The 20348-nt window shown below is 47.9% G+C and carries 25 protein-coding genes; 21 read left to right on the plus strand and 4 right to left on the minus strand.

Going from position 1 to position 20348, the window contains the following annotated elements; genetic code table 11:
- Positions 1-28: 28 nt before the first annotated feature.
- The 18 genes from gnd (at position 29) to AC2Q9J_RS04490 (ending at position 14467) form a co-directional block, all read left to right on the plus strand.
- Positions 29-913, plus strand: a complete 885-nt coding sequence (gene gnd / locus AC2Q9J_RS04405) for a phosphogluconate dehydrogenase (NAD(+)-dependent, decarboxylating) (protein ID WP_499037542.1) — start codon at positions 29-31, stop codon at positions 911-913.
- A 456-nt stretch (positions 914-1369) separates the two neighbouring features.
- Positions 1370-2914: a gluconokinase gene (gntK, locus tag AC2Q9J_RS04410; protein ID WP_499037543.1), complete on the plus strand. Its 1545-nt coding sequence runs from the start codon at positions 1370-1372 to the stop codon at positions 2912-2914.
- Positions 2915-3445: 531 nt separating this feature from the next.
- Positions 3446-5101: an FAD-binding dehydrogenase gene (locus AC2Q9J_RS04415; RefSeq protein ID WP_499037545.1), complete on the plus strand. Its 1656-nt coding sequence runs from the start codon at positions 3446-3448 to the stop codon at positions 5099-5101.
- Positions 5102-5124: 23 nt separating this feature from the next.
- Entirely contained in the window at positions 5125-5421 is a 297-nt protein-coding gene (locus AC2Q9J_RS04420) for a hypothetical protein (RefSeq protein ID WP_499037547.1), read from the plus strand.
- Positions 5414-5857, plus strand: coding sequence for a DUF4181 domain-containing protein (locus AC2Q9J_RS04425; protein WP_499037548.1), 444 nt, complete (start codon positions 5414-5416; stop codon positions 5855-5857). Before AC2Q9J_RS04420 ends, AC2Q9J_RS04425 begins: the two co-directional genes overlap by 8 nt.
- Positions 5858-5935: 78 nt before the next feature.
- Entirely contained in the window at positions 5936-6340 is a 405-nt protein-coding gene (locus AC2Q9J_RS04430) for a GNAT family N-acetyltransferase (protein ID WP_499037550.1), read from the plus strand.
- A gap of 78 nt (positions 6341-6418) precedes the next feature.
- On the plus strand, positions 6419-6958 hold the full coding sequence (locus AC2Q9J_RS04435) for a GNAT family N-acetyltransferase (protein ID WP_499037552.1): 540 nt from the start codon (positions 6419-6421) through the stop codon (positions 6956-6958).
- A gap of 35 nt (positions 6959-6993) precedes the next feature.
- Positions 6994-7572, plus strand: a complete 579-nt coding sequence (locus tag AC2Q9J_RS04440) for a nucleotidyltransferase family protein (RefSeq protein WP_499037554.1) — start codon at positions 6994-6996, stop codon at positions 7570-7572.
- Positions 7573-7584: 12 nt separating this feature from the next.
- Positions 7585-8103, plus strand: a complete 519-nt coding sequence (locus AC2Q9J_RS04445; protein WP_499037556.1) for a GNAT family N-acetyltransferase — start codon at positions 7585-7587, stop codon at positions 8101-8103.
- Positions 8100-8663 (plus strand): GNAT family N-acetyltransferase, encoded by a 564-nt coding sequence (locus tag AC2Q9J_RS04450; protein WP_499037557.1) that lies wholly within the window; start codon positions 8100-8102, stop codon positions 8661-8663. The genes AC2Q9J_RS04445 and AC2Q9J_RS04450 overlap by 4 nt, the downstream gene beginning before the upstream one ends.
- A complete protein-coding gene (locus AC2Q9J_RS04455) occupies positions 8656-9132 on the plus strand; it encodes an 8-oxo-dGTP diphosphatase (RefSeq protein WP_499037558.1) in 477 nt (158 codons plus the stop codon). Before AC2Q9J_RS04450 ends, AC2Q9J_RS04455 begins: the two co-directional genes overlap by 8 nt.
- A 19-nt stretch (positions 9133-9151) precedes the next feature.
- A complete protein-coding gene (locus AC2Q9J_RS04460; RefSeq protein WP_499037560.1) occupies positions 9152-10000 on the plus strand; it encodes a hypothetical protein in 849 nt (282 codons plus the stop codon).
- A 75-nt stretch (positions 10001-10075) separates the two neighbouring features.
- Positions 10076-10723, plus strand: a complete 648-nt coding sequence (locus AC2Q9J_RS04465) for a class I SAM-dependent methyltransferase (protein WP_499037561.1) — start codon at positions 10076-10078, stop codon at positions 10721-10723.
- Between the two features lie 33 nt (positions 10724-10756).
- Positions 10757-11518, plus strand: a complete 762-nt coding sequence (locus tag AC2Q9J_RS04470) for a metallophosphoesterase family protein (RefSeq protein WP_499037562.1) — start codon at positions 10757-10759, stop codon at positions 11516-11518.
- A gap of 11 nt (positions 11519-11529) precedes the next feature.
- The gene (locus AC2Q9J_RS04475; protein WP_499037564.1) at positions 11530-11940 is read left to right on the plus strand and encodes an HIT family protein; all 411 of its coding nucleotides are present in this window, start codon (positions 11530-11532) and stop codon (positions 11938-11940) included.
- Between the two features lie 199 nt (positions 11941-12139).
- Positions 12140-13060 (plus strand): ABC transporter ATP-binding protein, encoded by a 921-nt coding sequence (locus AC2Q9J_RS04480; protein ID WP_499037565.1) that lies wholly within the window; start codon positions 12140-12142, stop codon positions 13058-13060.
- Positions 13053-14009, plus strand: a complete 957-nt coding sequence (locus tag AC2Q9J_RS04485; RefSeq protein WP_499037566.1) for an ABC transporter permease — start codon at positions 13053-13055, stop codon at positions 14007-14009. Before AC2Q9J_RS04480 ends, AC2Q9J_RS04485 begins: the two co-directional genes overlap by 8 nt.
- A gap of 29 nt (positions 14010-14038) precedes the next feature.
- A complete protein-coding gene (locus tag AC2Q9J_RS04490; protein ID WP_499037567.1) occupies positions 14039-14467 on the plus strand; it encodes a DUF4064 domain-containing protein in 429 nt (142 codons plus the stop codon).
- Positions 14468-14978: 511 nt separating this feature from the next.
- On the opposite strand, the gene AC2Q9J_RS04495 is transcribed toward AC2Q9J_RS04490, so the two are convergent.
- From AC2Q9J_RS04495 to AC2Q9J_RS04510, 4 genes are all read right to left on the minus strand, one after another.
- Positions 14979-15710 carry an SDR family oxidoreductase gene (locus tag AC2Q9J_RS04495; protein WP_499037568.1) on the minus strand — a complete coding sequence of 244 codons (732 nt, stop codon included), beginning with the start codon at positions 15708-15710 and terminating at the stop codon, positions 14979-14981.
- Positions 15711-15812: 102 nt separating this feature from the next.
- Positions 15813-17144, minus strand: a complete 1332-nt coding sequence (locus AC2Q9J_RS04500; protein WP_499037570.1) for a DUF4179 domain-containing protein — start codon at positions 17142-17144, stop codon at positions 15813-15815.
- Complete coding sequence (locus AC2Q9J_RS04505) at positions 17137-17655, minus strand: sigma-70 family RNA polymerase sigma factor (RefSeq protein WP_499037572.1); 519 nt, start codon at positions 17653-17655, stop codon at positions 17137-17139. The genes AC2Q9J_RS04500 and AC2Q9J_RS04505 overlap by 8 nt, the downstream gene beginning before the upstream one ends.
- A 118-nt stretch (positions 17656-17773) precedes the next feature.
- On the minus strand, positions 17774-18082 hold the full coding sequence (locus tag AC2Q9J_RS04510; protein ID WP_499037574.1) for a hypothetical protein: 309 nt from the start codon (positions 18080-18082) through the stop codon (positions 17774-17776).
- Positions 18083-18309: 227 nt separating this feature from the next.
- Here AC2Q9J_RS04510 and AC2Q9J_RS04515 point away from each other — a divergent pair, with 227 nt between their 5' ends.
- From AC2Q9J_RS04515 to AC2Q9J_RS04525, 3 genes are all read left to right on the plus strand, one after another.
- Positions 18310-18963: a hypothetical protein gene (locus AC2Q9J_RS04515; RefSeq protein ID WP_499037576.1), complete on the plus strand. Its 654-nt coding sequence runs from the start codon at positions 18310-18312 to the stop codon at positions 18961-18963.
- A 189-nt stretch (positions 18964-19152) separates the two neighbouring features.
- Positions 19153-19851, plus strand: coding sequence for a Type 1 glutamine amidotransferase-like domain-containing protein (locus AC2Q9J_RS04520; protein ID WP_499037578.1), 699 nt, complete (start codon positions 19153-19155; stop codon positions 19849-19851).
- Between the two features lie 15 nt (positions 19852-19866).
- Positions 19867-20340: a GNAT family N-acetyltransferase gene (locus tag AC2Q9J_RS04525; protein WP_499037579.1), complete on the plus strand. Its 474-nt coding sequence runs from the start codon at positions 19867-19869 to the stop codon at positions 20338-20340.
- The last annotated feature ends 8 nt before the right edge of the window (positions 20341-20348 follow it).

The raw sequence follows: 20348 nt of genomic DNA on the forward strand, positions 1-20348 counted from the left end.
GAAAAATTTTCTGCGAGGGGCAATTAAAATGGAAATTGGTTTGATTGGATTAGGAAAAATGGGCTTGAACCTGGCCTTGAATTTAGCGGATCACGGACATCAAGTGGTCGGATACGATAATTTTGCAACATTTGAAGAGGATAGCTTTAAGCGGGTTTCTTCTATAGAAGAGATGGTAAGCAGCTTAAAAGCACCGCGCACGATCTGGCTGATGGTGCCAGCGGGTGAAATCACAGAAACAGTGATCGGCGAATTACTGCCCTTGCTGCAAAAAGGCGATACCTTGATCGACGGCGGCAACTCGAATTACAAAGATACGTTGCGCCGTGCGGCAATGCTGCAGGAGCAGGGTCTTTATTTCTTCGATTGCGGTACGAGCGGCGGCACAGAAGGCGCGCGCCACGGCATCTGTTCGATGATTGGCGGAGACGAAAAGAAATTCAAGGATATCGAACCCTTATTCAAGGACGTCTCAGTTGAAAACGGCTATCTTTACACAGGCAAAGCTGGAAGCGGCCATTTCCTGAAAATGATCCATAACGGCATCGAATATGGCATGATGCAGGCGATTGCGGAAGGTTTCGATATCCTCAGCAAAAGCCAGTTCGACTACAATTACGAAGAAGTGGCCGGCGTTTGGGACAACGGTTCCATCATCAGCTCTTATTTGATGGGCCTCACACAAAACGCGTTTTCAAAAGACGCCAACCTCGACGGCATCAAAGGCGTCATGAACTCTTCCGGCGAAGGCCAGTGGACGGTTGAAACGGCACTCGACTTGAAAGTGCCTGCACCGGTCATTACCATGTCATTGATGATGCGCCATCGTTCACAGGAAGAAGACACGTTCACCGGCAAAGTCGTCGCAGCACTGCGCAACGAATTCGGCGGACATGCTGTGGTTAAGAAATAAAGGATATATAAACTGAATTAAAGTATCAGTTTAAAATTCCGCTTCGTCGCTTAGGACAGTGCAGAGATTATGCTCCTGCGCACAGCTCGTCGCAAAGGAGGCGCCAGCTTCGTATGGCGCACCTTAGCTTCCGCAATAAGCCGAGAAGAGCACTCGTCTTTGCTCCGTCGGCATTCGCCTGCTCCATAGGCGCGCCTGCGCTGAGAGAAGTCTCTGGAGATATGGAGCAAAACAGCGAAGAGTTGACCGACGCTTGCGAGGGCAACTCTTTGCGACGAAGCAGCGCAGCGATGCAGGAGCAATGACTATGCGAAAGCTTAGGTAATGTTTTCGAAGCTGTTTTGCGGAATATCGTCTATTTGATTTATTGTCTTAACCTTTATATTTTAAAACAGTTAGACCGGCAACCCATATTTTATTCACGTATAATTTGAGTATCTGAAGAGGAGGGTTCCAATGGCTGAACCATCACATTATCTTGGAGTGGACATCGGGACGACTTCGACAAAAGCCGTTCTGTTCAATAAAGCCGGGCAGGTGCTGGCGACGGAGACGATTTTCTATCCATTGCACACCCCGACTCCGCTGACGGCGGAACAGGATCCTGAAGAAATTTTCCGCGCCGTTCTTGGGACAGTGCGGGAAACAATCCGCAAAAGCGCCATCGATCCGGCAACGCTGAAATTGGTATCCTTCAGTTCGGCGATGCACAGCCTGATTGCGGTCGGCGCGGAGGATCAATTATTGACGGAAAGCATCACATGGGCGGATTCGCGCGCTGCCAAACATGCCACCCGCATCAAAGAAGAAATGGACGGCCATGCGATTTACCTGCGCACCGGCACGCCGATCCATGCGATGTCGCCGTTGGCCAAAATCGTCTGGCTGAAAGAAGACAAGCCAGAGATTTTCGGTCAATCGGCGATGTTCGCGGACATCAAGAGTTTTGTGTTCCATAAATTATTCGGCAAATATGTCGTTGACCATTCCATCGCTTCAGCGACCGGCCTGTTCAATCTCGAGAATCTCGATTGGGACAGCGGCGCGCTTGAAGTCGCTGGAATCGATGCTGTCCAGTTGCCGAAACCGGTGCCGACAACGCACCTCTTGAGCGGGTTGGCGACAGAGTATGCCGCTTTCATGGGGCTTCCAAAAGATGTGCCGTTCATCATCGGCGCAAGCGACGGGGTACTCGCCAATCTCGGCGTCGGTGCCATCGACCCGGGCGTCGTCGCGGTGACGATTGGTACGAGCGGAGCCGTGCGCACCGTTTCACCGGTGCCGAAGACCGATCCGAAAGGGCGGACATTCTGTTACGCGCTTACCGCCGACCATTGGGTCATCGGGGGAGCGGTCAATAACGGCGGCATCATTCTCCGCTGGCTGCGAGACGAATTCGCGGCTGCGGAAGTCGAAACGGCCAAGCGTCTGTGCATCGATCCGTATGACGTGCTGACACGTATCGCTTCAACCGTCAATCCGGGTTCCGATGGCCTGCTGTTTCACCCGTATTTGACGGGTGAACGCGCGCCGCTTTGGGATTCCAATGCCCGCGGCTCGTTTTTCGGCCTGAGCATCCATCACGAAAAGCAGCACATGATCCGGGCCGTACTCGAAGGCATCGTCTATAATCTCTATACCGTTCTGCTCGCGGTTGAGGAATTGACCGGCGAACCGACACTGATCAAAGCATCCGGCGGCTTTGCCCGTTCGGAAATGTGGCGCCAGCTGATGGCCGATGTCTTCGGCCAGCCCGTCACCGTTCCCGAAAGCTTTGAAAGCTCATGCCTCGGCGCCGTCGTTCTCGGCATGTACGCGCTCGGTGAAATCGAAGACTTCAGCATCGTCGGCGACATGATCGGCCACACACATACGCACGAACCAGATCCGGACTGCACAGAAATCTACAAGGAACTGCTGCCGATTTTCATCCGGCTGTCACGCCTGTTAACAGACGAATACGCAAGCATCGCCGACTTCCAGCGGAAACACCTGGGCTGACGCGAATAAAATCCGGTGCCCCGGTTAGATGGGGTGCCGGATTTTTTGTTGGCAATTAAAGCAGGAAAAGAAGAGAGATTTAATAAAAGCCGATAGGGGAAGTTTTTCGCATGGCGGAAAAGGTCCGGTGTTGTGGGAAATCTTCGCGATAGCGAAGGTTTTTTTCAAATTGTAGTTTTATTTTAGAACGGAAGTGGAGTGGTTCGCTGGTAATATTTTCTTTTATTAGTTTAAGATATCTCTGGATTTCTAATATGCAGGATTTACGTGCGATTAAAATCATTTGCGTGCGATTAAGACCGGTTTGCGCGCGATTAAATCGAAATGCGTGCGATTAAGAGCAACTTGCGCGCGTTCAGCAGAATTTCTCCTCACAGAAATCTAAGCAACTCCTTTGGAAAAAAATATTGTATAAAATTTCCGAACTCGCCACCGCCTTTATTGTCAGAAAACAAAAATTATTAACTATAATTTACCAACTCAAAATGATACGATAATAGCAGAAACAGCATCGTCAAGGGGGAAGCGCGGATGGAGTTTGATGTGATCGTAGTGGGTGCCGGATTGGCGGGGTTGACGGCAACAGCGGAGTTGGCGGATGCCGGCAGGAAAGTGTTATTGGTGGATCAGGAACCGGAAGCGTCTTTTGGTGGACAGGCCTGGTGGTCATTTGGTGGATTATTCCTGGTCGACTCGCCGGAACAGCGGCGCATGGGAATCAAGGATTCAAAAGAGCTCGCCTGGCAGGACTGGCTGGGAGCGGCAGGATTTGACCGAACCGGCGACGAAGATTATTGGGGGTTGAAATGGGCGAAAGCGTATGTCGATTTCGCAGCCGGTGAAAAACGGGAATGGCTTGCCAAAATGGGCGTTAAATTTTTCCCTGTAGTCGGATGGGCGGAGCGGGGCGGCTACCTCGCCGAAGGCCACGGCAATTCGGTGCCGCGTTTCCATATCGTGTGGGGCACAGGTCCGGGAATTGTCGCACCGTTCGAACGCCGCGTCCGCGAGCATATGAAAAACGGTCTCGTCGAATATCGTCCGCGCCATCAAGTGGACGGCTTGCTGACAGAAGGAGCTGCGGTCACCGGTATCCATGGATCGATTCTGGAACCGAGTGAAGCGGCAAGGGGAGAAGTGAGTTCGCGCAATAAAATTGGAGACTTTACATACAACGCCAAAGCCGTGGTCGTCACGAGCGGCGGCATCGGCGGCAATCACGAATTGATCCGTAAAAATTGGCCGGAGCGGCTCGGCGAAGCGCCGCATGAGATGTTATCCGGTGTGCCGGAACATGTGGATGGCCGGATGCTCGCGATTACAGAACTGGCGGGCGGTCGCCTCGTTAACCGCGACCGCATGTGGCATTACACGGAAGGCATCAAAAACTGGAATCCGGTGTGGAGGCGCCACGGCATCCGCATTCTTCCGGGACCGTCTTCGCTATGGTTTGATGCAACAGGCAAACGCTTCCCGGCGCCGAACTTCCCAGGCTTCGATACGCTGGGGACACTCGAAACCATTCAAAAAACGGGCTACAGCTATTCCTGGTTTATTCTCACGCAAAAAATCATCGAAAAGGAATTTGCGCTGTCAGGCTCTGAGCAGAATCCAGATCTGACAGGAAAAAGTATCCCGCAGGTACTGTCACGGGTGAAAAAAGGCGCAACAGCACCGGTTCAGGCTTTCATGGATAAAGGCGAAGATTTTATTGTCGCGGATAATCTGCCTGATCTGGTGGCCGGGATGAATAAGCTGACTGGCGAAAATCTGGTGGATTTGAATGAAATCGAACGGCAAATCGTTGCCCGTGATCGCCAGCTGGACAATACATTTACGAAAGATCTGCAGGTGACGGCGATGCGCGGAGCCCGGAATTACAGAGGCGACCGTTTGATCCGCGTCGCGTCACCGCATAAAATATTGGATCCGAAAAATGGTCCGCTCATCGCGGTACGCCTGAATATCGTCAGCCGCAAAACGCTCGGAGGCCTGCAGACAGACTTGTCCGCGCGTGTTCTTAATGATGCCGGTCAGCCGATTTCTGGTTTATATGCCGCAGGAGAAGTTGCCGGTTTTGGCGGCGGCGGAGTGCATGGCTACCGTTCACTTGAAGGGACTTTTCTCGGCGGCTGCCTGTTTTCCGGCAGAGTCGCTGGACGTGCGGCAGCGGAATTCAGTGGTTAAAAATCGATGGAGAGGATGATTGGGTGAATAAAAACTATCTTACTTTCACTTATGCAATTTCAGGTATCAGCATCATCATCGGATTGCTGATGATTTTTAATAGCGGATCAAGAGGAGGGTCACTGGCTGCTTCAGAAATAACTGGAAATGGTGGAATGATGGATACAGTTCAGTACAATATGATTTACGAAGCCGGCATCAACCAATTTCTGGTCCTCGGAGGAATTCTTTTAGGCAGCGGCTTGTTAATGACTTGCCTGCTTTCGTTTGTGTTATTGCTCAGATCCAAGCCTGAAGTTGAGGATGAACTTCATGTTTGATGTTTACAGAGAGTATGCTGGCCCCCTGATACCAGACAATTTTGCCCTGAAAATGATTTTATTCATCGGGGGAATGTTCGCAATCCTGTTTCTGGTGAATCTGTTCCTAAGAAAAATTGTAGGCGTGGAGAAGCGCAGATTTCTGAAAGCCAGTTATGTGAATGACCGGCATAGAAAAATTGAAATTTATATAGGTATAGCGGGCGCAATTGGAGTAGGGGCAGCTGCGATTTATGGATACGGAAAAAATGAATTGTACCCCATATACGCTACAGTCATTGTTGCGTTGATCAGTACTCTCTACCGGGCATACATGGAGCGGAAATATGCAGAGAATCCGAGGGAATACCTTTTCACACTTCTCGAATTCCCTCTGGTCATCTTGTTTACTTTAAGTTTAGGCAGCTTCCTGTTCCCGGATATTCCTTTATTCTAAAATACAGATGAATTCGAATAAAAAAATACATGGCAGCATGACTAATGAACTCAGTTTATGAAAGGCAGGAATCACAATATGCAAGAACAGCAAGTGCTGACAATCCGTCCATATGAAGAAACGGATTTTCCGGCAATTCATCAATTGAATGAGCAGGAAGGCTGGAGTAATCTGGTGGCGAAGCATCAGCAGACCAAAGCGGCATGGCAAGGGTCGAATCTGGCGGCAGTGGCGGAACAGGATGGTCAATTGGTCGGCTGTCTCCGTGCGCTGACGGACGGAGCGGTGACGCTTTATGTCTGCGAATTAATTATAGAGAAAAGCAGGCGCGGCAGCGGGATTGGCGATAAATTGATGCAGTATGTCCATGACTTACATCCGGAAACGCGGATGGAACTGCTCGCCAGCACTACGTCCAGATCTTATTATGAAGCGAAAAAGTTTCGCGCTTTTTATGGATTCCGAAAAACGTATGAGGAATAAATAATGTTTCACGTGAAACATCTTTTTGTTCTTTTAGCACGATTTTGTCCGAATTGATATGGAAGAGGAGACGGTAAGATGCAGGGAGAAAAAGTTCATATCCGTTTTTTGAAGCTGAAAGACGCCCAAGCGAAGTTGCAGATGGAATTGGATAATAAAGAATTCTTCAAAGAATTCTCCGTCATTGCCGGCGAAGACTTCTATACTTTATTGATGCAAAAAGAAGTGATTGAGCAAAGCACAGAAAACCGCGAAGCTGGCCGTGAATATAATTTTGCGATTGTGGAGAATGAGACCGGTCACTTAGTGGGCACGATCAACCTTTTCCGGATTTTCCGCGGGCCACTGCAAAGCAGCATGATCGGTTACGTTGTAGATAAAAAATACAATGGCAGAGGCTATGCGACGGAAGCGATTCGACTCGCTGTGGATTACGCTTTTCGGGAACTCGGCCTTCACCGGGTTGAAGCCGGCGTCATGCCTCATAATGCACCTTCTATCCGGGCGCTTGAAAAAGCAGGTTTCGAACGGGAAGGTCTTGCCCGCAAAAATGTGCAGATCAACGGCAGATGGCAGGATCACGTCGTCATGGCCATTATCAATCCGGAAGACGGTTAAAGAATAGGAACAATTGCTGAAGCGGGAGATGCTGGATGAAAAATAGAGACGACATTCTAAAAGAGATTGAAGAAGACGAATGGATGATGGAGGTGCTGCGCTCAGCCGAGTCGCTGCAATTGCCCGATTGGTGGGTGTGCGCGGGCTTTGTACGATCCAAAGTGTGGGATTATCTTCATGAATACGCAGAAAGAACCCCTTTGGGCGATATCGACGTCATTTATTATGATGAAAATGATTTGGATGAAGAACTGGAGAAAGAATATGAACATCAATTGAATCGGTTAATACCGGGCTTGCCGTGGTCTGTAAAGAATCAGGCAAGAATGCACGAAGTCAACGACCTGCCGCCTTACGGATCCTCGGTTGATGCCATTTCGCAGTTTCCCGAAACAGCGACCGCATTGGGCGTAAAGCTGGATGAAAAGAGTAACTTGGAATTGGCGGCGCCGCACGGATTGGATGATTTAATTGGGATGAAAGTTTGCCCAACACCAGCTTTTGAAAAAGATGATCGTCTCATGAACGTTTATCGTAAGAGGCTTGAGTCGAAAAAATGGGCGGAGAAATGGCCGAAAGTGGAAGTAGCCGCAGCATCAAAAAAGCGGCGATAAGAGGTGGAAGATGTGAAAATCGAGTCTGACCGTTTAGTTTTTCGCCGTTATGTGGATGGGGATTTTCCGTTTTTGCACGGGATGGCAGCGGATCCGAAAATGGTGAAGTATGTCGGAAACGGAGAGACGCGGGATAAAGACGGAGCGCTGCGTTTTCTTTACTGGGTTTATCAGGGCTATAAGGAAGATCCGAAAACGGGGCTATTATTGCTGGAGCGGAAAATCGACGGTGAACCTATTGGCCATGCCGGACTCATCCCGCAAAAAGTGGACGGGGCTGATGAATGGGAAATCGGTTATTGGATCGCCAAGAATTATTGGTCTAAGGGTTATGCGACGGAAGCGGCAAAAGCTTTGCGGGATTACGCGTTCGACGTGCTCGGCAAAGAGCGTGCCGTATCACTGATCCATCCAGACAATAAAGCATCACAGCGGGTTGCTGAAAATTGCGGTATGAAATTGGAGAAAAAAAGTTTGATATCCGGCAGAGTCGCATACGTATATGCAATCCACAAGGAGGAATGGAAATGATATTTCCAGTATTGGAAACACCAAGGCTTCGCCTGATTCAAATCGGTCCGGAGCATATCGATGCGCTGTTCGGCATTTTATCCATGGATGAAGTAACGGAGTACTACGGAATGGACAGTCTGCAAGACCGCCATATTGCGGAGAAAATGGTGTCGGCATTTCAAGTCGGCTTTGAAGCACAGCGCAGTTACCGCTGGGGGCTGGAAATGAAAGAGACGGGCGAATTTATTGGCACAATCGGATTGAATAATTTAAATCTGGGCTCAAAAAAATCGGAAGTCGGTTATGAGGTGCATCCGGATTTCTGGCGCAGAGGGCTGGCAAAAGAAGCGGTGCTTGAAGTGCTTCGTTATTCGTTCGAAGAATTGGGTCTCTACCGGATGGGCGCTGTCACGTATCCTGCAAACGATGCTTCGAACAACATGCTGACAAAGCTTGGCTTTAAACAAGAAGGGGTCTTGCGCGGTTATTTATTCCAGCGGGGCACGTCGCATGACGCGTTGATTTTTTCAATGCTTGAACCGGAGTGGAAAGCGCTGGGGGCGAATGGCAATGGCTGAAGGTCCAAAAATAACTTTGATGACGATGTGCCTCGTGCTCGACGGCGATAAAGTGCTGCTGATTGAGCGGCCGCCGGAAAAAGGGTTTCCGGGATATATCGGAGCCGGCGGAAAAGTGGATTATCCGGAATCGATTGCCGAAGGCGCAATCCGTGAAGTAAAAGAAGAAACGGGACTGACCGTTACAAAGCTGATTTATAAAGGATTGGATGAATTTACCGATCTCAGCGAGAATTCACGTTACATGGTTTTCAATTACACAGCGATGGAATTCGAAGGCGAGCTGCTGGAGAATCCGCCGGAAGGAAAGTTGAAATGGGTGCCGGTGGCAGAAGCGCTGGAGCTGCCGATGCAAGGGTGGTTCCGTGAGCGCTTTCCGTTATTTTTCGAAGAAGGCACATTTGAAGTACATAAGCGATGGGACGGCGTGCAGGAAGATGCGCTGAAGGAATCAGTCAGAAAATTATAGGACAAGGGGGGGGGATCAAATGGTGAAAATCGTCGACACGGCAGGTTATTTCCTGAAGAATTACGAAGGCACAACTGCATTTTTAAGAAGTTATTATAACGAATACCCGGAAATTTTCGCAGAGTATTTCGCGTATCACTGCAAGGACACGGAAGAACGTCATCAGCAGTCGATCAGCAAATACACGGAAGCGATGGAGGGAATCGAAGCGGCCCGGTGGAGGCTGCCTGCTTTAATAGAAGAAACCGCTACAGCTTACGAACGGCTTTACGGCATCACGTTCCCGATTGATGTGAATCTGCTTGTCGGGGGCTTTGGTTCCAATGCGTATACATATCGGGCGTTTATCCCGAATATCAGCTTCGCGCTTGAAAAACTGTCGCCGGAGCCGGCCCATCTGCGGGTTATCGCAGCGCATGAGTTCGGCCATGCGGCCCATCACATTATTTCTGACAGGGCGGGCATTGACTGGAGCAGGATCAACTGGACCCATCCGCTGACTTGGATTTATCAGGAAGGTGTTGCCACACATTTTTCCAGAAAGACGGCAGCCGGTCTGGACGCGGCCCTTTATTATTCATTCAACGGTGAAGGCAGCGGTTGGCTTGATTTTGCTGTCCAAAATACCGCTGAAATAAAACAGGCATTTGCGGAAGATTACAGTACACTCGATTCAACGGAATTATTCAGGGAATGGTTTTCCATCAACGGCGGCAAGCGTTTTGGCTATGAACGGCTCGTATATTTCCTGGGAAATAATTTCTTTCAAAGTAAAGTTGAAGAGATGGGTGAACTGAAGGCGATACTCGACTGGGGAGAAGAAGGGTTTTTGGAATCCGTTGAGACGTGGCTGGGGGAAGAGGGCTGAGCGGTATGCGTATAACTGTCTCCACCCGCGCTATGTTAAAATTTAGGTAATCAAGATAAACGGAGGAATACATACATGTTAAATAAGCAAGGCTTTGATTTATGGGCAAACGATTACGACCGCACCGTTCAATTGAGCGAAGAAAACAATGAGTATCCGTTTGCGGGGTATAAGGAAATATTGAATCTAATTTTTAATGAAGCAATGCAAAAAGAACAATCGAATGTGCTCGACATCGGTTTTGGCACAGGCATATTGGCGGCAAAACTGTGTGAGAACGGCCACCACATCGATGGCATCGATTTTTCGGAAGAAATGATCACTATCGCGCAGCAGAAGATGCCGAAAGCGCGGCTTTTGCAGGCGGATATCACAGAAGGCTTGCCTGAACCGATTGCCAGCAGCCATTACGATACGATTATCAGCACTTATGCGCTGCACCATTTGACGGATGCAGAGAAAACAGTATTTATCGAAACCCTGTTGGCGCGCTTGAAGCCGGACGGCAAAATCTATATTGGCGATATCGCGTTCCGTACGCGAGAAGATCTGGCAAAATGCCGATTGGAAAGCATCAAGTATTGGGACGAAGACGAGTTTTATTTTGCTTACGATGAATTTGAAAAAGCGATCAGCCATATTTGTAACAGCGAATTCCATCCTGTATCGCATTGCGGCGGTGTGATTATTCTGTCGAAATCAAACACTGACGTTTCGCAATAGTATTGAAGAAATGAAAAATGGAGGAATCCAGCCATGAAATTTGCAGTGATAACGGATGTCCACGGCAACGTCGGCGCTTTGGAAGCGGTGCTTGCTGAAATCGATGCTGCTGGTGAGGTCAGCCATATTTATTGTTTGGGGGATATGATTGCGATCGGCCACGAAACGAACGAGGTGCTGCGTATCCTATTCGGCCGGAATGATGTATCGATGATTACCGGCAATCACGATGAAGCCGTGCTGGCACTGGCGGCAGGCAGGGAATATCCAAGAAGCCATCTTCATGTTCTCGCTCATCATCAATGGATTGCCGATGGTATGGACAAAGATTTTATTGCGAAGCTCGAGAAATTGCCGCGAGTCATCCGTGAAGAATTCAGCGGGCACCGGGTGCTTTTCACGCATTATCATATGGAAGATCGAAAAACGGAAGTGCCGATCAGCGAAGATCCGTTTTCACAGATTGTCGAGCCGAATCTTGGCAACGCTGAAAAGATGTTCAGCGGCCACGATGAAAGCCTGATTTGCTTTGGCCATCACCATCCGCAGCATTTCTTCCATAATAATCGTACGATTTACCTGAACCCCGGCGCTCTCGGCTGCAACGATAAACCGGAAGCACCTTACGCCATCATCGAAGCGAAAGAAGAGGGCTTTGAAGTGGAAATAAAATCGGCCGTTTATGACAATAAAGCGTTTCTCGAAGCGTACGATAAATTGCAGGTGCCGGAGCGCGATTTCATCCTGCGCATATTCCACGGCGGCCAGGCAAATGCTTCATTGAAAAAGAGATAGGGGAGAAAACAATGAGTTATAAAGAGGATTGCCCATACTGCAATTTTGCAGAGGATCCGGAACAGCATATCATCCTTGAAAATGATACGTGTTACTTTTTGCAGCATGACCGCCATCAAGGTGTGCTGGAAGGATCTGGTATCATCATTCCGAAGAACCACCGCGTGAATACGTTTGAACTGACGAAAGAAGAGTGGAACGATACTTACGACTTGATGCAGCAGGCGCAGGAATATCTGAAGCAAAAGTATTCGCCGGATGGCTTCACGCTCGGCTGGAATGTCGGCGAAGCGTCGAACCAGTCGATTCTGCACAGCCATTTTCATATCATCCCGCGTTATAACGATGAACCGTATGCGGGAAAAGGCTTGCGGCACTGGTTCAAAAAGCCGGAAAATAAGCGGCCGCAGCACCAGGGATAATTAACTCGGAAATAATTGCCATACAAAAGCACATCTCTGACGTCAGAGATGTGCTATTTAATTTCCCGTATTGTCGAAACGAAAAATCTTAAATTTTCCTGAAATAAATAACTTTTTATGGGAATTACCATTTTTGGGAACCTTCTTCCTGTTGAGTCGTAGAAAGAGGAGTGGAAAGTAAAATACGGAGGTGCGCGTCATGTCGAAGCCGGCAATGCAATTGGTGAATTTGAAAAAGACAATTGGCAGTAAGCCGATTATCAAAGGCCTGGATTTTGAAATCAGAGCAGGGGAAGTGTTCGGGTTTTTAGGGCCGAACGGAGCAGGGAAGACGACTACGATCCGGATGATGGTCGGATTGATCGACATCACAGAAGGTGATGTGCTGATTGAAGGAAAAAGCATCAAAACGGATTTCAAAGGAGCGATCCAGCATGTCGGCGCTATCGTTGAAAATCCCGAGATGTATCCATTCCTCAGTGGCTGGAAGAATCTGAAGCAATATGCGCGGATGGTCGAAGGCGTAACGGACGAACGGATCAAAGAAGTAGTTTCTCTGGTCGGACTGGAAAAAGCGATACACGAAAAAACGGGCCGCTATTCACTTGGCATGCGCCAGCGCCTTGGAATCGCCCAGGCTTTATTGCATGGACCATCGATTTTAATATTGGATGAGCCGACAAACGGGCTGGATCCATCAGGAATCCGTGAAATCCGGAAATACATACGCAATCTTGCGGAAAAGGAAAATGTGGCGGTTATCGTATCCAGCCACTTATTGACGGAGATCGAATTGATGTGTGACCGGATCGGCGTCATCAAGAACGGTGAATTGATTGCCATCGAAGAAGTGCGGACCGTTGAGAACGAAGAAGCGCTGAAAGAAGTCTACATCGAAGTCGAGCCGATGGAAACGGCCAAGACGTATCTCGATACCCATCTTCCGAATGCGGTAGGTGTGGGCAGCAAGGAACTTTCCATGTCGGTCAAACGTGAAGAGATTCCACAGATCCTGAAAAACCTGATGGAACAAGGCATCAGCATTTACGGGGTGCGTGTCCTGCAGGCGACGCTGGAAGATAAATTCTTTGACCTGATTGGAGAGAATAGCATTGAGTAATTTCATGAAGCTGATCTGGAATGAACAGATCAAACTGTATGCGAAAAAAGGTACGTGGGTCATGTTTGCGGTGCTCCTCGTCATTGCCATCGGCGGCGGACTTATTACAAAATTTTTCGGAACCGAATCGGACTTTAAGGAGTACGGCGACAATTGGCAGACGGAACTGCAGGCTGAAAATGCACAACTGACTGCCGAAATGCAGGACGAAGAATTTGGCGGCTTCATGAATGACATGATTATTGCCGAAAACAATTACCATCTCGAAAACAACATCAAGCCGCAGCCTTATGACGGCTGGGAATATGTGCTTGAAAACAGTTTCCTCACTTCGGTCATCAGCCTGTTCACGATTATCGTGGCAGCGGGCATCATTTCAAACGAATTTAAATGGGGCACCATTAAATTACTATTGATCCGCCCAATTTCGCGGACGAAGATTTTATTGTCCAAATACGTGTCCGTATTGATATTCGCTTTGACTTTGCTCATCTTCTTATTGCTGTCATCCTGGCTTGTCGGCGCATTATTATTCGGATTGAACGGCTTGAATCCGATGGTCGTGCAGGACATGATGACGCATTATGTGCACAATGACGTACTGGGTGAAATCGCGAAATCATACGGCTTCAGCATCGTCACTCTGGTGATGATGGCGACTTTCGCATTCATGATTTCCGCTATCTTCAGAAGCAGCGGCATGGCAATCGGTCTGGCGATCTTCCTGATGATGGCCGGCAACACCATTGTTGCGTTCCTGTCGCAATACGAGTGGTCGAAATTCATCCTGTTCGCAAACACGAATCTGGAACAATACACAAACGGCATGGAGCCGACGATTCCCGGCATGTCGTTGACCTTCTCCATCATCGTGCTGCTGGTCTACTTCGCCATCTTCATGGGCGCAGCGTGGGCAGCCTTTACAAAACGGGACGTAGCAGGGAATTAATTTAGAATAAAAAATAGGAGGAATAAAAAATGAAACGTACAGCAGAAATCGTATTAGGAATTATCGGAGCGTTGGGCTATGCATTTATGGCGGCAATTGGAGGATTCATGCTCTGGATGCAGAACAACAGAGACTTGATCGAAACTGAATTGACAACTGGAACCGGCGATCCGTCGACTGACTTTTCAATGGAAGAATTCGAAGCGGCGATGGATATGCTTGGTGCAGGCGGGTGGATAGTGCTTATATCAGCCATAGCCGCAATCGTTCTTGGCATCGTCGCAATGGTCTTGCTGAAAGGCAACAAAAAACCGGTCATCGCCGGAATCATCTTCATCGCCACTGCAGTCATCATCTCAATCACAACAACGGGTCTCGGTATTATTGCCGGTATCTTCTATCTGATTGCGGGTATTATGTGCTTAGTGCGCAAGCCGCAAAGAACACTGGAAATGTAATTAAGGAATTGAAATGGGAGGCTTTTCGCTTAGCGAAAAGCTTCCTTTTTTGTTTTTGGGGGTTTTGGGAGAGGGGATGTGGGGGTTGAGGAAATGGTTTAACCGGGAAAAAGCGGTTTGCGTGCGATTAGAGTGAAATGCGTGCGGTTAGGACCAGTTTGCGTGCGATTAAAATGATTTGCGTGCGATTAACCCCGACTTGCGTGCGATTAGACGAGAATATGGGCGATTAAAAAATCTTATGCGCGGTTAGAAAAAATATGCACGATTAAAAATTAATACGCGCGATTAGGAAAAAATACGCGCGATTAGCTGTCACTTATGCGCGTTCAGCAAAACAGCCCCTGGAATTCAAAATTCCAGAGGGCTTGCGGGCGGTTAGACAGAAATGCGGGCGATTAAAATTATTTGCGGGCGATTAATCGAAAATGCGGGCGATTAAAAAGTTTTATCGGCGTTCAGCAAAAAAGCCCCCTGGAATTCAAAATTCCAGGGGGCTATCTCACAAAATTTACTTCTGTTGTCTCGGACGGATCAAAATTTCATTCACATCGACATGCGCCGGCTGCTCAACCGCATAGGCGATGGCGCGCGCAATGTCTTCCGCTTGCAAGAATTCCATTGAAAAGCCGCTGGAAAAACTGGATAAAATATCTTCGTCCGTGATCGTTTCCACCAGTTCAGTCGTAACCGCGCCAGGTGACACGATCGTCGCGCGGATGTTCATCGCTGGATCCAGCTCCTGACGCAATCCTTCTGTAATCGCACGCACGGCAAATTTCGTTCCGCTGTAAACCGCGCTCCCCGGTGTGACATCATGTCCCGCCACGGAAGAAACATTGATGATGTGGCCTTCTTTCCGTTCTTCCATATGCGGAAGAACAGCCGCGATGCCGTAAAGCACGCCTTTGATGTTGACGTCGACCATGCGGTCCCATTCATCGATTTTCAATTTATTCATGAACGATAAAGGCATCAAGCCCGCGTTGTTGAGCATGACATCGATTTGTCCGAACTGCTCAATTGTAGCCTCGGCCAATGCTTTCATTTCTTCGGCTGACGTGACGTCTGTCACTTTATAGGCAGCGCGTCCGCCCGCGTCTTCAATTTCCTTTTTCAATTCCGATAGACGTTCTTCGCGCCGCGCCGCCAGCATGACGGAAAATCCTTTGTTCGCCAACTCTTTAGCCGCTGCTTGCCCGATGCCGCTGCTGGCACCGGTGATGATAGCCGTTTTGCTCATTTTTCATCCACTCCATTTCTGTAAGTTGAATTCGAATAGCTTTTTATTGAAATAAAACAGGCAAGAACCTCAAGAAGGTTCTTGCCCTTTAGTGTACGCTTGTCATTTTTTCAGTTCAATTTTAACGTCTCCGTTGATGTAGTTGGGGTAGGCGGCTAGATCAACTCTCACTGGGTTGGCGTAGCCGTTGTCATTTATGTCTATACTGATATCCTGCTTGCCTTCATATACCGAAGTTATTCCTGAGGACTGTATATCCAGCAACTCTCCATCTGCATCTGTAATCTGTTTATCGATTCCATATGTGTGATCGGGTTGATCTTCCCTTTTCAGAATCATTTCAATCCCTGAACGGTTCGATTCAATCAATTCCAATTGGCCATCTTTAGGGCTGTGAAGCAATAAATTCTTATCAGTATCTACGAGGAAATAGGAATCTTCGACATCCACTGCCTGCATTTTATTGATGCGCAGATGAAGCTTTTCCGGCGTTTCGAAATAATTGCTTTGCAGATAATAAACGATTTCGCCGTCCTCAGCCTCTCCGCTTGCAGAGATGCCATTTGCGATGGAACTCCAAGCTTCGCCATCTTCATCTTCAAGGCGGATGTCTTCAAACTGTAGAATCTTTTTCGTATTGTCCGGATCGAAGGTAAGACGGATTCCAACCCGAAGCGGATGAATAGTTACTTCTTCCACTGTAAACTTCTGTCCTTCAACTTCAACTTCTTCATGCATTTCATACACGATACTTGGCTTCACATTCTCCGGCACTGTAAAAGGTACGGAGAAATCGAATTCATTGCCATTCACCTTAACTTGCAGATCAAGGGTGAAATCCAGGTTCTTAAACTTGGTTGACTCTATGAATTTATAACTTAAGACATCTTGAAAAATTTTGGGTGAACCTTCTTCAAAATCAGAATGGTGCCAAGAAATACCATCAGGAGAAATCTCCTCTTGGTTTTTCAGAGCTATCGGATTAATCAGGATATCCTCCATATCCACAGCTGACTCAATCGTATAAAAAATATTCATCCCCGACTCATCCAAAATGACTCCGTCAATCGTCAGCGTCGCATTGCCAATCGTCTGCGACTCGCCGATCGGCTGGTAATATTCGTTTTCAAATACGCCTTGTAATCCTTTATCGTTTTGGATCAGTTCAACAAACTTCTCCATACCCGGAATCGAGGCGACCGCATTGGCAAAAGCGGGGGACACGCGGATCGTCGTCACCAAGGTCAGTATAATCAACGCCGCAGCCGCCAAACTCCAAAGCGTCCGTTTCCGCTTGGCACGCGTCTGCAGCTTTTCACCCTTTGCCCTTTCAAGTCCCTGCATAATCGCGCCATCCGAGGCTTCCAAAGGCAGAGGGACCTGTTCAAGGTGATTTTTGAAATCTGTCAATTTCTGTTCCTCTTTCTCATACATGGTCCATCTCTCCTTTGCCTTCAAAATGGCTTCGTAATGTCCGCAATGTTTTGTGGAGCCGTGATTTTACAGTGCCTTCCGGTATCTTTTCAAGGGCAGCGATGTCTTTGATTTTGACGTCCTGAAAGTACTTCATATAAATTAATTGCTGTTCACCGGCTGATAAGGTGCTTAAGGCTTCCTGCAACTCCAGCTGGGTCAAGTCGTCTGATACTGCTGAGTCAGCTGACTCTCCATCTCTTACGTAACGTTTGTCTTTCTTCAATTGATCCTGGCAATAATTAATAGTGATGCGGATCAGCCAAGTCTTGGCATAGGCAGGTTCTTTCAAGGAGCCGATTTTTTTGAATGCCCGGTAAGTCGTTTCCTGCAAGGCTTCAAGTGCGTCATGCTCGTTTTTCAGGAAAGCCAAAGCCGTCCGAAGCAAGGCTTCTTTATGTATTTGCATCAATGCGACAAACGCTTCTTCATCGCCTTTTATCGCTTTTCGGGCAATATCGATTTCGTCCACAGCCAACACCTCGTTTCTCTCTAGTTACACATTAGACACGGCAATGCCGAAAAAGTTCATACAAAGTAAAAAAAATTTATTCGCATAAAAAAATCCCGGCACCTGAACCGGGAAATTGCTATTCTTCTGCCCGGACACCCCGGGCTCTTTTTAATATGAACCAATTCGTAAACAGATAGATCGGATAAAGGAGAAGCACCAGGCCGTAGCTGAAAATCCAGTGGATATTTTCTTCTGCATCAATAGTCATGGACTGGAACCAGCCGAAAATCAGCATCAGGCTGAGCAGGCTGGCGATGAAAATGCTGACAAAACCGATAAAAAGATTCTCGGAAATTCTAGTGACAAACCAGGCAATCACCATACACAGGACAGCTGCAGCGGCAAGAAAGAAAATATATAAATTCAAAACCGTATCCACATCCACCCGCATTCCTCCTAAAATCATTTTTAGAATCAGCAATTGGAATCAAATCTTTAATACATCCATTTTACCTCATCCGCCAGTAAATAGGGCGGTGTAATTTCAAGCAAGTCAAAATGTTCCGAATTTCATTGTAATAGTGAGAATAAAATAGTAAAATTTTACTATAATTAGACCCGGCTAGAGTATATTTCATTAAGATAAAAGTTTAGGTGGAGAAGAGGGATTAAGTGAAAAATCTTAAATGGGGAGCTTTACTATTGAGTGCTGGTTTTTTGCTTTCAGGATGCAGTGAAGAGACAGAGGCGGAAAACAATAAAGAAGCGGAAGCATCCGCGAAACTGCTGAAAGAACAGAAGTTGGAGATAACTGAATTGCAGCAAGAGAAAGCAGAGTTGCAAGGAGCGTTGGAAGAGCTCGAATTGAATCTTGAAGCCAAAACTAGCGCTGACGAAACCGAATATTATCTCGGCTTGGCCAAAGGGTTGATCGATCAAATGAGTAAAGAAGAAAAAGAGGAATTCGCCCAAGATCTCTGGGAATATGAATTAGCAGTCGACGGCCAGCCAGTGGACGCTGACGGCAAAGTGGAAACAGCTGGCGGGGCCGTTGAAATAACATTGGCGCAACGACAGCCGCCTTACCTTGTCCTGCCCTACGAGCAATTTGAAGCGGCGAAGATCAGCGGGGATTACTTGGATCATATTGTCAGTATGAAGCCGGAACCCTCGGAACTTTCAGGGCTGGACGGCACAATCGTTACTGCTGGCCTTTATATTTACCACGATCTAAAGAGCGGCGAATCCATTAGCCTCGAAATTACCGAAGAATTAAAAGAACGTCTCGGTCTGGACACAGTAAAAATTGAAGTGACAGCAGAATAGACTTTAACCTGAAGCTGCAGTTTTTGAAATCGGCAATTCCAGGAATATGCCCAACTCTGGTCCAAATACGCCCAACTTCGAATGGAATACGCCCAACTTTAGCCGAAATACGCCCAACTTCCACCAAAATACGCCCAACTCGCAAAAACTCAATAGAAAAGCCAACTGAAAACGAAGGAGCGAACCCTTATGAAACAAATTATCACGATGGGCGGAGGCGGTTTCCTGATGGAACAGGAAAATCCGTTATTGGACCGCTATATCCTCGAGCAGGCAGGAAAAGACAAACCGAAAATCTGCTACGTTGGAACGGCAAGCGGCGATGCTGAAAGCATGATTCAGAATTTCTATAACTTCTTCAATGGAGAAAATTGTGAGCCGAGCCATCTGTCTTTATTTATACCGCCAGTGAGAGACCTTGAAAGTTATGTGCTGGATAAGGACATTATCTATGTAGGTGGTGGAAATACGAAAAACCTGCTGGCGCTATGGAGAGAGTGGGGGCTGGACGAAATCTTCCGCAAGGCGCTGGACCAGGGAATTGTATTGGCCGGCATCAGCGCGGGTTCAATTTGCTGGTTCGAGGAAGGCGTGACGGATTCTTATGGCGATAAGCTCGAACCGTTGAAAGCGCTCGGCTTCCTAAGTGGCAGCAATTGTCCGCATTACGACGGCGAGGCTGAAAGAAGGCCGACGTACCGGAAGCTGGTGGACGATGGCACACTGCAGCCGGGAATTGCCGCAGACGACGGAGCCGCCATTCACTATATTGACGGGGAAATAAAGCGGATTGTCAGTTCTCGGCCGGATGCAAAAGCGTATTTCGTGTCACCGGGGAATGAGGAGGAGCTGGAAATAGAATATCTGGGCGCTAAAGATACATACTAAAAAGAAGGTGCAAACATGAAATTCACTTCAGAACCAATGACAGGAAAAATCGCCACAGAAATCTTGAATTGGCGTTATCCCTATCCATACGATTTCTATAATAATACGGTGAACGACGAATCGATGAGTGAAATCCTCGATGGTACATACCGGGCAGTCCGCAATGAAGAAGGGGAGCTTTTCGGATTTTATTGCACGGGCAATTCTGCGCAGGTACCTGCCGGCAGAATAATAGGCGTGTATCCGGCGGGTTATATCGACTTTGGTCTCGGGATGAAGCCGGCTGAGACCGGACACGGATTGGGAAGCGAATTTTTCACTTATATAAAGCGGGAGATTCTCGATCAGCAACCCGATAAGCCGCTGCGGCTGACGGTGGCCACATTCAATAAACGCGCTATCCGCCTTTACGAAAAGTTCGGATTCAAAAAAGAAGCTGAATTCAAAACGGACTTTGCCGGGTTTTTGACGATGGTGGAAAAAGACTGAAGCAAATG

The organism is Planococcus sp. RAB007_Raresut (genome assembly GCF_057369535.1).

Bases quoted from the DNA above. Each gene is read 5' to 3' on its own strand.
- gnd (WP_499037542.1), top strand. From the start codon at position 29: ATGGAAATTGGTTTGATTGGATTAGGAAAAATGGGCTTGAACCTGGCC.
- gntK (WP_499037543.1), top strand. From the start codon at position 1,370: ATGGCTGAACCATCACATTATCTTGGAGTGGACATCGGGACGACTTCG.
- AC2Q9J_RS04415 (WP_499037545.1), top strand. From the start codon at position 3,446: ATGGAGTTTGATGTGATCGTAGTGGGTGCCGGATTGGCGGGGTTGACG.
- AC2Q9J_RS04425 (WP_499037548.1), top strand. From the start codon at position 5,414: ATGTTTGATGTTTACAGAGAGTATGCTGGCCCCCTGATACCAGACAAT.
- AC2Q9J_RS04430 (WP_499037550.1), top strand. From the start codon at position 5,936: ATGCAAGAACAGCAAGTGCTGACAATCCGTCCATATGAAGAAACGGAT.
- AC2Q9J_RS04435 (WP_499037552.1), top strand. From the start codon at position 6,419: ATGCAGGGAGAAAAAGTTCATATCCGTTTTTTGAAGCTGAAAGACGCC.
- AC2Q9J_RS04440 (WP_499037554.1), top strand. From the start codon at position 6,994: ATGAAAAATAGAGACGACATTCTAAAAGAGATTGAAGAAGACGAATGG.
- AC2Q9J_RS04450 (WP_499037557.1), top strand. From the start codon at position 8,100: ATGATATTTCCAGTATTGGAAACACCAAGGCTTCGCCTGATTCAAATC.
- AC2Q9J_RS04455 (WP_499037558.1), top strand. From the start codon at position 8,656: ATGGCTGAAGGTCCAAAAATAACTTTGATGACGATGTGCCTCGTGCTC.
- AC2Q9J_RS04460 (WP_499037560.1), top strand. From the start codon at position 9,152: ATGGTGAAAATCGTCGACACGGCAGGTTATTTCCTGAAGAATTACGAA.
- AC2Q9J_RS04465 (WP_499037561.1), top strand. From the start codon at position 10,076: ATGTTAAATAAGCAAGGCTTTGATTTATGGGCAAACGATTACGACCGC.
- AC2Q9J_RS04470 (WP_499037562.1), top strand. From the start codon at position 10,757: ATGAAATTTGCAGTGATAACGGATGTCCACGGCAACGTCGGCGCTTTG.
- AC2Q9J_RS04475 (WP_499037564.1), top strand. From the start codon at position 11,530: ATGAGTTATAAAGAGGATTGCCCATACTGCAATTTTGCAGAGGATCCG.
- AC2Q9J_RS04480 (WP_499037565.1), top strand. From the start codon at position 12,140: ATGTCGAAGCCGGCAATGCAATTGGTGAATTTGAAAAAGACAATTGGC.
- AC2Q9J_RS04490 (WP_499037567.1), top strand. From the start codon at position 14,039: ATGAAACGTACAGCAGAAATCGTATTAGGAATTATCGGAGCGTTGGGC.
- AC2Q9J_RS04495 (WP_499037568.1), bottom strand. From the start codon at position 15,710: ATGAGCAAAACGGCTATCATCACCGGTGCCAGCAGCGGCATCGGGCAA.
- AC2Q9J_RS04500 (WP_499037570.1), bottom strand. From the start codon at position 17,144: ATGTATGAGAAAGAGGAACAGAAATTGACAGATTTCAAAAATCACCTT.
- AC2Q9J_RS04520 (WP_499037578.1), top strand. From the start codon at position 19,153: ATGAAACAAATTATCACGATGGGCGGAGGCGGTTTCCTGATGGAACAG.
- AC2Q9J_RS04525 (WP_499037579.1), top strand. From the start codon at position 19,867: ATGAAATTCACTTCAGAACCAATGACAGGAAAAATCGCCACAGAAATC.